This is a genomic window from Vibrio sp. AIC-3 (genome assembly GCF_013114515.1).
GTDB lineage: Bacteria > Pseudomonadota > Gammaproteobacteria > Enterobacterales > Vibrionaceae > Vibrio > Vibrio crassostreae_C.
This window is the reverse complement of sequence record NZ_VTXG01000045.1, coordinates 1-11,452: the sequence shown is the minus strand read 5'-3', so window position 1 is coordinate 11,452 and position 11,452 is coordinate 1. Positions and strand designations below refer to the sequence as shown.

The 11,452-nt window shown below is 44.0% G+C and carries 10 protein-coding genes and 1 riboswitch; of the genes, 6 read left to right on the top strand and 4 right to left on the bottom strand.

Going from position 1 to position 11,452, the window contains the following annotated elements; genetic code table 11:
- Nucleotides 1–40: 40 nt before the first annotated feature.
- A complete protein-coding gene (gene gbpA, locus F0229_RS20665; RefSeq protein ID WP_171733597.1) occupies nucleotides 41–1,507 on the bottom strand; it encodes an N-acetylglucosamine-binding protein GbpA in 1,467 nt (488 codons plus the stop codon).
- Between the two features lie 57 nt (nucleotides 1,508–1,564).
- Nucleotides 1,565–1,654, bottom strand: a riboswitch (cyclic di-GMP riboswitch).
- 323 nt (nucleotides 1,655–1,977) lie between these two features.
- Here gbpA and F0229_RS20660 point away from each other — a divergent pair.
- The 4 genes from F0229_RS20660 (at nucleotide 1,978) to aroG (ending at nucleotide 4,698) form a co-directional block, all read left to right on the top strand.
- Complete coding sequence (locus F0229_RS20660; protein WP_017061749.1) at nucleotides 1,978–2,331, top strand: hypothetical protein; 354 nt, start codon at nucleotides 1,978–1,980, stop codon at nucleotides 2,329–2,331.
- A gap of 100 nt (nucleotides 2,332–2,431) precedes the next feature.
- The gene (locus F0229_RS20655) at nucleotides 2,432–3,103 is read left to right on the top strand and encodes a DUF3313 domain-containing protein (protein WP_017068633.1); all 672 of its coding nucleotides are present in this window, start codon (nucleotides 2,432–2,434) and stop codon (nucleotides 3,101–3,103) included.
- A 13-nt stretch (nucleotides 3,104–3,116) separates the two neighbouring features.
- The gene (locus tag F0229_RS20650; RefSeq protein ID WP_017064830.1) at nucleotides 3,117–3,332 is read left to right on the top strand and encodes a DUF3820 family protein; all 216 of its coding nucleotides are present in this window, start codon (nucleotides 3,117–3,119) and stop codon (nucleotides 3,330–3,332) included.
- Between the two features lie 313 nt (nucleotides 3,333–3,645).
- Nucleotides 3,646–4,698: a 3-deoxy-7-phosphoheptulonate synthase AroG gene (gene aroG / locus F0229_RS20645; RefSeq protein ID WP_017061746.1), complete on the top strand. Its 1,053-nt coding sequence runs from the start codon at nucleotides 3,646–3,648 to the stop codon at nucleotides 4,696–4,698.
- Between the two features lie 110 nt (nucleotides 4,699–4,808).
- Here aroG and F0229_RS20640 read toward each other — a convergent pair whose 3' ends face one another.
- The 3 genes from F0229_RS20640 to F0229_RS20630 form a co-directional block, all read right to left on the bottom strand.
- Nucleotides 4,809–6,233, bottom strand: coding sequence for a phosphomannomutase/phosphoglucomutase (locus tag F0229_RS20640; RefSeq protein WP_017061745.1), 1,425 nt, complete (start codon nucleotides 6,231–6,233; stop codon nucleotides 4,809–4,811).
- 15 nt (nucleotides 6,234–6,248) lie between these two features.
- Entirely contained in the window at nucleotides 6,249–7,784 is a 1,536-nt protein-coding gene (locus F0229_RS20635; protein WP_171733596.1) for a mannose-1-phosphate guanylyltransferase/mannose-6-phosphate isomerase, read from the bottom strand.
- A 93-nt stretch (nucleotides 7,785–7,877) separates the two neighbouring features.
- Nucleotides 7,878–9,047, bottom strand: a complete 1,170-nt coding sequence (locus tag F0229_RS20630) for a mechanosensitive ion channel family protein (protein WP_017061743.1) — start codon at nucleotides 9,045–9,047, stop codon at nucleotides 7,878–7,880.
- Between the two features lie 186 nt (nucleotides 9,048–9,233).
- Here F0229_RS20630 and F0229_RS20625 point away from each other — a divergent pair, with 186 nt between their 5' ends.
- Both F0229_RS20625 and F0229_RS20620 read left to right on the top strand, forming a co-directional pair.
- Nucleotides 9,234–9,890 carry a TrkA family potassium uptake protein gene (locus tag F0229_RS20625; protein WP_017064826.1) on the top strand — a complete coding sequence of 219 codons (657 nt, stop codon included), beginning with the start codon at nucleotides 9,234–9,236 and terminating at the stop codon, nucleotides 9,888–9,890.
- Nucleotides 9,891–9,909: 19 nt separating this feature from the next.
- Nucleotides 9,910–11,277, top strand: coding sequence for a TrkH family potassium uptake protein (locus F0229_RS20620; RefSeq protein ID WP_171733595.1), 1,368 nt, complete (start codon nucleotides 9,910–9,912; stop codon nucleotides 11,275–11,277).
- Nucleotides 11,278–11,452: the final 175 nt, after the last annotated feature.

The following is an 11,452-nucleotide window of genomic DNA, read 5'->3' as shown; positions in this document are numbered from 1 at the left end:
CTAAAACTCACCCAATACAAAGTAAGTATCTAGCGAGTACTTAGTCCACTTTGTTCCAAGCACTTTGCCAGTGTGAACCTACACCTGGTTCGTACTGAGTTGCTGTTGGAGCCCATTGAACACAGTAACCTGAGTATGGGAACTCTTTACACTGATAAACACCACCATCGCTGCTCAGAACCTTTGTTCCTGCAGTGTAAGATTCAATGCTTTCTGGGAACACAAAGTCGTAATCGCCCGCTGGTGGCGGCGTTTGCTCGTCCATTAGATGAAAATCAAGCGTGTTCTGATCCACTAAGTTACCTTGGTCATCTTTCGTCACAACCACAAGCATGTGGTGGCCAGCTTCAGACTTAGAAAGAGTCAGTTGAACATCTTCAACTTGTCCGTCTGTTAGGTCCGATTTCTGAGATGCAAGTGCTTCACGGTGATGGTTGTACACGGTAAGCTCAGCTTGGATATCGCCTGTTGCCGCTAACGTAAGATCAAGCTGAGTAGGTTGGCTCTCATCGATAATGTACTCTGATTCTAAGCCCGAGACTTCAAGATCATGCTCGGGTTCTGGAGTATCGATCTTGTAACCGATCTCTACACTGTTAAAGCCAGATCCTGCTTTTAGATAAACAGGGTTCGTGCCGTATACTGGCGCGAAATCGCCTTGGTCGTTCAATTGACCTGCTTTGATTTGCGTCTGCTCTTGGTTGATCTTAGAAGCAAGCGCGTAAGACCAGTTATTGGCTTTGCCTTGTTCAGAAGTTTCAATCACAAGCTCAGTGCTGTATGAAGCGTTCTCACCAGACTGGTCGAATACACGCGTATAAACAGCGTCACCAACATTCAGGTCTTGTGTCGGGTTGATTTGACCACCTTGATCCCAATCAGGAATGATAGGGCCGTCACCATCAAATTTCACGTCGATAACGTTGTAGAAAGCCGCTGCAGTGTCACCTACATCCCATACGGCAAGGATCACTTGATAACCTTCACGCTCTGGCACATTACACAAGTGACTGACTTGCATCGGTGGCTGTTCCATATTGCCTTCAACAACACAGAATGGCGTTAAGTCAAAAGAGCTGCGAGCCAACGGCTGGTTTGGATTCCAGTCGGGTTGAGTAATGTAATATTTCCAATCGCGAGTCTTGTGGTTAGCTGTGAATGTCCACTCGAAGTATTGAGAACCAGACTTGATAGGGCGTTTAACCCAGCGGTCTGCCTTTTGTTCGTCTAGTGCTGCTGCTAAAGAAGATTGCGCACTGGCGATTTTCCCATCAGCAGGGCCAACTTCTGGGAAGCCTTCAGGGCCTTCTACACTTTGTGGTTCGTATTGGATACCACCACAGTTGGTGTTTTTCTCTTGCGTATCACTCGCAGGGAACTTACATAGGGCAACACGGCTCTCAGCTACGCCATTGTTGTATGCCGAGACATAACCGTGACCGAAGCTTGCACCGCTTACGCTAAGAAGCGATAGCGCGATGAGTGATTTTTTTTTGAGTTGTTTCATTATTTGTCCGACAAAAAAGAGAACACCCCGGCATGCATTTACACTTAAATTCTATTAAGTGGCGGCCCCGCTATCATAGACAGAATATTTGTCGACAGACCGGTGGCTTTGCGTCCTATTCTTTCAAATAGTTTGCCAGAAGTGCGTTTGAGCAATCGAAATGTAGCCAACCAGTTTTATAAATGCGAATCAATCGATTGAAATGTGGAATGCCAATCTCGAACTTTTAATTCTTGATACAAATTAACTTGCTATATGTTTAGTTCGTTAACGTATGAATTATTGATATAAATAAAGAAAGTATTTGCTCTAATCGTTTTAGTGAATGAATTTGGGTTGTTTCGCTTCGCTCTGTACAACAATTGTGCGCATATCAAAACCAAACCTTTGGTTTCCACTAACCGAACCCTGACACGCCATGTATGAAAAACCGGACAATTGATTGGTATGAATTATATAAAGGAGCCGGTATGGAATTCACAGAACTAGACAGAGACGCGTTGTATCAAACGTGGATGTCACAAAAATCGAGAATGCGAATTACGCAGATGGAGTTTTCAAAAAAGCTAGGCATGAACCAGCTTGATTTCTCAAGAGTGCTAAGAGGAGAGACGCCATTAACCATGTCTTTCATTAGTCACTTTTGTCGTTTACTTCATTTGGAACCAAGGAATGTATTCCCCTCGCTGAAAGAGGGCAATGAGTCTGGGCCTAAAGTGGTCTACCTGAAAAGTAGAATGAGTGTTGATGGTGAGATCCAAAATGCTTATATTGAAGGAAATCAGGTAATTGTAGAGTACGCACACACTGTTCAACATGATTAATTTTAGAGTTAGCTCTGATTTTTAACCCCCTTTTTCTACAACCTTTTCACATAGGGTATGTCATACTTAATTAGATTCCTTAATTTTGACTAAGTGCGTTATGAACCCTTTAAAAGTCCTTTTGCTTGTTGCAACCAGCATTTTCTTGCTTGGTTGTGCAGGCGGCCCAATTAGAACCGCTACTAAATTTACCAGCTACGAAGATTTTCAGGCTGGGCCTGACGGAGGCGTCGACTTGGTTTGGGCAAGGGTTGGGCTACGTGACGCGCAGCGTTTGAAATCCAAGTTAGATGACTACGATTCTGTAGTGATCGACCAAATTTTTGTTTTAGCAGAAGAAGGTTCGTTGGATCAGGAAGAGATTCAGGAACTCACTGAGCACATGGTTGCGCGCTTGGAAGATAAAATATCGCCTCATAAAACGATTGTCGATGAACCGACAGGAAAAACGCTCCGCTTGAGTATCGCTCTGAGTAACGTTGAAACGCCCAATCCGCTCTTAGCTGTAACGAGCAGCGTTCTGCCGTTTGGCCTTGCGATGTCAACCATATCTAAGGTCACGACTGGTGAGCACACCAATGTTGGGAGTGCGAGTGTAGAGTTATTGGTCAGTGATGCTCAAGAGGGCACACCACTGTTTGCAGCCATCGACCGTGAAGCGGGTAACAAAGATTTTTCAACCATGATTGATTCGCTGGATGATGCCAAAGACGCGATCAACTATTGGGTTGAACGTTTAGGTGATACTCTACACAACATAGATGACGCATAGTAAAGACCGAATAATGCTAGAGAAAGAGAACCTGATTAAGTTGGCTCGAATGCAGATGCCATTTGGAAAGTACGCGGGTCGTACACTGATTGACTTACCTGAAGAATATTTGCTGTGGTTTGATAAAAAGGGATTCCCGTCTGGTGAACTCGGCGATTTATTGAAACTGTGCCTTGCTCTGAAAATTGAAGGGCTTGATAGTGTCATCAAGCCATTGAAAAGAATGTAATTAAATAAAAGCTCACGCTGATCACGTGAGCTTTTTTGTTTTTGAGTTCGACACAATTTTACATGCATGATGTAGCTTGAAGAATGGCTCTTCTTACCTTGCTATAAAATACGCAATCGATAGCGTGTAAATAATGGTATACAGGGTGTTTTAAATATAAAACACAAAAAAAATTGCGTTTATTTTTAATTAGTGATTGAAACTAGAGTTTTTACTAGTTAAGTTACAGGGAACAAGAAGATTAGTGCTGATAGAAAGTGACGTGAGACAACGTACATTCAGCTCAAGGATAGAAAAAAGGAAGAAGTAAGCAATGTTCCAGACTGATGATGTAAGAATTAACAAAGTAAAAGAGTTATTACCCCCTGTTGCTGTTTTAGAAAAGTTTCCAGCGACAGAAGTTGCTTCTTCTACAACCTTTGAAAGCCGCAAAGCGATCCACAATATTTTAGAAGAGAGCGATGATCGCTTGCTTGTTATTGTCGGCCCATGTTCTATTCATGACACAGAAGCTGCTCTTGAGTACGGTAAACGTTTGAAAGTGTTGCGCGACGAACTTGGTGATAACCTTGAAATCGTAATGCGTGTTTACTTTGAAAAACCACGTACAACTGTTGGTTGGAAAGGTCTAATAAATGACCCGTACATGAACGATACGTTCAAGCTAAATGATGGCCTTCGTCTAGGACGTAAGCTACTGCTGGACCTAACTGACATGGGCATGCCAACGGCAAGCGAATTCCTAGACATGATCACGCCTCAATACGTTGCTGACCTAATCAGCTGGGGTGCAATCGGCGCACGTACTACAGAATCTCAAGTTCACCGCGAACTGGCTTCTGGCCTATCTTGCCCAGTTGGATTTAAGAATGGTACTGATGGCAACATCAAGATTGCAACAGATGCTATTCGCTCTGCTAGCGCTTCTCACCACTTCTTATCAGTAACTAAGTACGGTCACTCAGCTATCGTTGAAACAGCAGGTAACCCTGATTGTCATATCATCCTACGTGGTGGCAAAGAGCCAAATTACAGCGCAGAACACGTTGGTAAGATTAAAGAAGAGCTAGCAGCTTCTGGTCTTCCACAAAAAGTGATGATCGATTTCAGCCACGCAAACAGCTCTAAGCAGTTTAAGCGTCAAATGAACGTATCTGATGACGTAAGCGCACAAATTTCTGGTGGCGACAAAGCTATCTTTGGTGTGATGATTGAATCTCATCTTGTTGAAGGTCGCCAAGACCTGGTTGAGGGCAAAGCTGCAACGTACGGCCAATCTGTTACTGATGCGTGTATTGGTTGGGAAGACACTGAAACAGTACTTCGCCAGCTGGCAGACGCTGTTGAAGCTCGTCGTAACAAATAGACTAATTACAGTCAGCGATTAAGCTACTGAAAATTCAAAGCCCTTAGTTAGCAACAGCTAATAAGGGCTTTTTTGTGGATCTTAGTTGAAAACTGGAAGTGTCTGTATTCTTAAATGAGAAAAGACAGTAACTCGTCGACTTTAAGTGACAGTAAAGCTTTATCTTGTTTGGTTTCAACGTTAAGGCGTATTAATGGCTCGGTATTGGACTTTCTTAAGTTGAAGCGCCATGAGCCCATATTCATGCTGATTCCGTCTGTGTGATCGATCTCAACGGCATTATCTTGGTAGTGCGATAACACGCAAGCCATGACCTGCTCTGGGTCTGAGACTCTTCGATTAATCTCCCCGGAAGAGGGGAATCTATCTATACTAGTACTCGTTAATTGGTGAAGAGATTGTTGAGTTTTCGACATCAGCTCGATAACCAATAGCCAAGGAATCATGCCTGAATCGCAATATCCAAAATCACGAAAATAATGGTGTGCGCTCATTTCGCCCCCATAGACGGCATTCGTTTCACGCATCTTCTCTTTGATCAGTGCGTGTCCTGCTTTAATTCCAATCGCTTTTCCACCATGCGTTTTTGCGATTTCAATTGTGTTCCAGGTCATGCGCATATCGTGCAATACAGTCGTGTTAGGCTGTTTGACCAAGAATGCTTCAGCAAGCAACCCTACAATGTAATAACCCTCGATGTAATCGCCTTGCTCATCAAAGAAAAAGCATCGGTCGAAGTCTCCATCCCAAGCAATTCCAAGGTTGGCAGAATGCTCTAAAACGGCATCTCGAGTGGCTGCTTGGTTCTCTCTAATCAAAGGGTTTGGAATACCATTTGGGAAGTTTCCATCAGGGTTATGATGAACTTTGATGAAGGTGATAGGGACACCGAGTTCGTTAAATTTATTATCTAAAGCATCAATGATATGTCCTGCAACACCGTTCCCAGCATTAACCACAATCTTCATCGGTGACAGCTTTGATGGGGTTATGTACGAGAGTAGGTGCTCGACGTACGGAGCAAGAATACTGTTCGATCTACTAGAGTTACTTGGTTGTGCATGAACGAACGGTAAATTGCAGTTCAGCTCTTGATTAAGTTCTTCAATGCGTCGTTTGATTTCATCTAAACCACTGTTTTTACTGATAGGGCTAGCGTCTACACCGACCATTTTCATGCCGTTGTAATTGATTGGGTTGTGGCTGGCTGTGATTTGTATTCCGCCAATCGCTTTTAGGTAACGAGTCGCAAAGTAGACCTCTTCAGTGCCAGTCATACCTAGATCAATGACGGTAATCCCTGACTCGATTAAGCCTTTGGTCATGGCTTCTTGTAATGACAGGGAGGTTTTGCGGTTATCACGACCAATCACTACCTGCGCCAAACCATCGAGTGAGGTTTCAGGCTTAGCGGATAGGACGTATTCGCCAAATGCCTTACCGAGCAGGTAGGCGAGTGGCTCATTGATTTGTTTACCAATGACGCCGCGGATATCGTTGTTCTTAAAGCAGTTTAGGTCTAATGTTGGTTTCATCGATTTGTCGCTGCTTTATTTCGTTTGGTTGTGCTTTGATGAGTGGACTTGTTGCTTGCGCACGTCTCGCCTATAACTGTCTTGATATCGAATGATGTCGCCTTCACTTAAATGACTGCCTGTTTGTACTTCAATCATCTCGAGTGGGAGATCCCCTGGGTTCTCTAGGCTGTGAATATGACCTAAAGGGATGTAAGTGGATTGATCTTCTTCAACCAGATAGGTTTTCTCATTGTTGGTCACTTTCGCAGTACCCGCCACGACTACCCAATGTTCCGCTCTATGGTGGTGCATTTGTAACGACAACTTGTGACCGGGTTTAACGGTGATACGTTTAACTTTGTCGCGCTTGCCTAGGTCGATAACATCGTATTTACCCCAAGGTCTAAACACCTCACGATGATGCACATGTTCTGTGCGACCCGCTTGATTTAGTTGACTGACAATCGATTTAACACCCTGAACCCTGTCTTTATTTGCAACCAATATAGCGTCTTTGGTTTCGACAATAATCAGGTTGTCGACACCTACCGTCGCAACCAGCTTATTTTCAGCATGGATGTAGTTGTGTTGAGAGTCGACGGTTAACACATCACCTTCAATGACGTTATTGTGCTGATCTTTTTCGCTTACATCCCAGATCGCGGACCATGAGCCAATATCGTTCCAGCCGACATCCATCGGGATCACCGCGGCGTGCGAGGTCTTTTCCATCACGGCGTAATCGATTGAATCACTTGGACTGCTTTTGAATGCTTCAGCGTCTATACGGATAAAGTCGAGGTCGGTATTTTGCGTTGCAAGAGCGAGTTTACAAGCCGCTACTATCTCAGGGTGGTGTTCGGCGAGTTCTTCAACATAGCGTGATGCCTTAAACATGAACATGCCACTGTTCCATAAGTATTGTTCTGAGCGGATGTACTCTTCTGCTGTTGCTGTGTCTGGCTTTTCTACAAAGCATTCTATGGCGAAGGCGTGATTGATTGGCTGCTCTGTTCCATTAGTATCAGTTTGAGCACTGGAGGAAAGAGGCTCTCCCTGCTTGATATAGCCATAGCCAGTCTCTGGGGAGCTAGGTGTTATACCGAATGTCACCAGCTTGCCTTGTTTTGCATAATCAACACCACGACTAATCGCTTGTTGGAATTCAGAGGTTTTCGCGATGTGATGATCAGCAGCCAGCACTAACAAGATAGGGTCGGATGCGCTTTGTTCATTAAGCGGTGGTTTACTTAAAGCCTTTAGGGCGGCAAGCGCAATGGCTGGGGCTGTATTTCTACCGACTGGCTCTAGCAGAATACCACTATGTTGAATGTTAGCTGATCGAGCTTGTTCAGCGGCAATAAAGCGATGCTCTTCATTACAGATAATGAATGGGGCATCGCATTTACTATCCATCAAGTGCTCTTCAAGGCCTTGCAGGCGTTGAAGTGTGTGCTGAAGCATTGACTGGTCGCCGGCAATATTGAGAAATTGCTTAGGGTAAAGCTCGCGAGACAGTGGCCAGAGACGACTTCCGGAGCCGCCGGCTAGAATGACAGGTAAAATCATAGCGTGGTAATTAGGTGCATTAGAATACTGCCATCATATTACCACGCTTCACGCTTCACGCTTATTACTTATCGATAACCAAGAAGGATATGACTATCGATGACCTTCCGTAGGGGAGTTCAACATGTCTTTGGGATCGCTAATATTCTGATTATCACCTAGGCTTTGAACGCTGTTATGATCTTGAACATTAGAAAAGTCTTGAGGGTCAATCTTGAGTGTCTGTGTTGGGAACGCGATGTCTGCATTGTGTTTATGAATAATCGCCAGAACCTGTAACAGAACGTCTTGCTTCACTTTGTGGTACCTGATCCAGTTGACTGTTTTTGTGAAGGTATAGATAAAGAAGTTGAGCGTTGATGGCCCAAATTTGTCAAAGTTAACGATCAACGTCTGTTTGGCATCAATATCTGGGTGGGTCTCGAGCATGGTTCTTACATCATCAACAATGAGCGCCAATTTGTCTGCATCTTGATAACGAAGACCAAAGGTTTCATTGATTCTACGATTCAACATTCTCGATGGATTCTCTACCACAATACTACTGAACACCGAATTTGGCACGTACAAAGGACGCTTATCAAAAGTGCGGATGATCGTCATGCGCCAACCAATGCGTTCGACAGTGCCTTCGATTTGACGATCGGGAGAACGTATCCAATCACCGACTTTAAAAGGGCGGTCGAAGTAAATCATCATGCCACCGAAGAAATTCGACAGTAAGTCCTTAGCCGCTAAACCGACGATCAAGCCACCAACACCACCAAAGGTGAGTAAGCCGGAAAGACTGAGCCCAAATGCCTGCATAATGGTTAGGCCGCCCATCACCATAAAGAACAAGCGAGCGACTTTCGCTATCGCTTGTACAGTGGTTTCGTCTCTGGTTTTTTGCTCTAAGACATAGGCTTCAGTGTTAGTGATCATTCGTAAGGTAAACCAAACGAATGTACAGATAATCAATATGTGTTTAAGCGTTTTTAACCAATTGATTTCATTGCCAAACTGGTCTTGAAGTATTAGCCCGATAGAGACTGTAGCAGGCCAACACCAAAGTAATGTGCTGACAGGGGTTTTTAGTGCTTCTAGCAGTAGATCGTCCCAGTGGAATGGGGTTTTCTGAACCAGAATTTCTAAGCGATTATGGATAATTCGCCAAGCTACCCAAGCGAGAAAACTCGCAATAGTGATGAATAGGACGCTGTTTGCCCAATCACTATGGCTCTGGTTGATGTAGGTTTGTACTTGGGTTATGAATTCATTCATTGTGTGTGCTGCCGCAGAAATTATGAATTGGAAATTAGCAGAAACTCGAGTTGTTCTCTACCTTTATAAATCAAGCGATTATGACAATAGTATAACCTTATTCTTGCAGAACTAACTTTTTTTGAGATAGAAACTAATGTAGGTTTGGCTATCCCGTGTAATTAAAATTTCTAAACAGGATTTCAAATGAGCGACAAACAATATGCAGTTATCGGTTTAGGGCGATTTGGTCTGTCTGTTTGCAAAGAGCTACAAAGTTCAGGGGCACAGGTACTGGCCGTCGATATTGATGAAGAGCGAGTGAAAGAAGCGGCGGCTTTTGTTTCACAAGCGATTGTTGCGAACTGTACAAGCGAGGAGACAGTTAAAGAGTTAAGACTCGATGATTACGATATGGTGATGGTGTCGATAGGCTCTGACGTTAACTCAAGCATTCTAACGACTTTGGTGGTGAAAGAATCTGGAGCAAAAGCAGTCTGGGTTAAGGCGAATGATAAGTTCCACGGCAAGATCCTCTCTAAGATTGGTGCTGACCATATCATCATGCCCGAGCGCGATATGGGTATTCGTGTTGCTCGTAAGATACTGGACAGACGCGTTCTCGAATTTATCGACCTTGGCAGTGGCTTAGCGATGACGGAGATTGTTATTGGTTCTAAACTGTTGGGTAAGAAACTTGGCGATCTTAAGCTGTGTAAAGAAAATGGTGTTGAGGTACTTGGCTTCAAGCGAGGGCCGAACCTCACTAAAGCACCAGAATTGGATGTGAGTTTAGAAATTGGGGATGTGGTGATCATCGCTGGGCCGAAAGAGACCTTATCTAGAAAGCTACGCAATTGGTAATTTGCAATAAGGTAACAGTATGAATTCGTTAAAACGAAAAGGTACTTTCTACACGCTTAAGAGTGATAAAAAGCCACGTAAAGGCTCTGAACCTAAGATTATCCTTACGAGCTTCTTAGGCGTACTTATCCCCTCTGCAATATTGTTGACGATGCCTGTATTCTCTGTGACAGGCCTAAGTTTTACGGATGCACTGTTTACAGCAACCTCGGCGATCAGTGTGACAGGATTAGGTGTTGTCGATACCGGTGAGCATTTCACCTTGGCGGGCAAAATCTTACTGATGTTCTTGATGCAAGTCGGCGGGTTAGGGCAGATGACTCTATCTGCGGTACTGCTTTACATGTTCGGTGTTAGGTTAAGCCTTAAACAACAAGCACTCGCGAAAGAAGCGCTTGGTCAAGATCGTAAGATTAACCTTCGTAAATTAGTTAAGAAGATCATCACCTTTGCATTAGTGGCTGAATTTATCGGTTTTGTATTGCTCTGCTTCCGCTGGGTACCTGAGATGGGATGGTCAACGGGCAGTTTTTATGCACTATTTCATGCGATATCTGCATTCAATAACGCAGGTTTTGCACTGTTTTCAGACAGTATGATGAGCTTTGTTGATGACCCATTAGTGATTTTTACGCTCGCGGCTTTGTTCATTTTTGGTGGTTTAGGCTTCACGGTAGTGGGTGACCTATCCAGTAATTGGCGTAAAGGTTTTCGACATCTTCATTTACACACTAAGATTATGCTAACCGCAACCCCGACTTTATTGTTGGTGGGTACGGTATTGTTCTGGCTGCTGGAAAGAAATAACTCAGCAACCATGGAAGGGCTATCGACTCAAGGAAAGTGGCTAGCCGCATTTTTCCAGTCGGCAAGTGCTCGTACTGCTGGCTTTAATAGTGTGGATTTGTCTCAATACACTCAGCCGGCATTGCTGGTAATGATTGTACTGATGTTGATTGGTGCCGGTTCTACCTCAACGGGTGGTGGTATTAAGGTTTCGACCTTTGCCGTCGCGTTTGTTGCGACGTGGACGTTTTTACGCCAGAAGAAACATGTAGTGATGTTTAAGCGAACCGTAACTTGGCAAGCGGTAACAAAGTCATTGGCCATTATTGTGGTAAGTGGGGCGTTATTAACCACCGCGATGTTTTTGTTAATGCTTACTGAAAAGGCAGCGTTTGATCGAGTCATGTTTGAGGTGATTTCAGCCTTTGCAACGGTTGGCTTAACCGCTGGCTTAACCGCGAACCTGACTGAGCCAGGTAAATACATCATGATTGTTGTTATGGTGATTGGACGTATCGGTCCTTTGACCTTGGCTTATATGCTAGCTCGCCCAGAACCTTCCTTGTTGAAATATCCAGAAGACACGGTGTTGACTGGTTAATTAGGTTTACGGGCTGATAAATAAAGCTCTGTAAATAAAAACAAAGCCAGCGATATGCTGGCTTTGTTGTTATCATAGACAGAACCTTAAGCACTAAGCTCAGCGTAAATTCCGTCTAACGTAATGTTTTCTTTAGACTTCCTCTGCGCGGACTTTTGAGCGTTCCTTGATATAT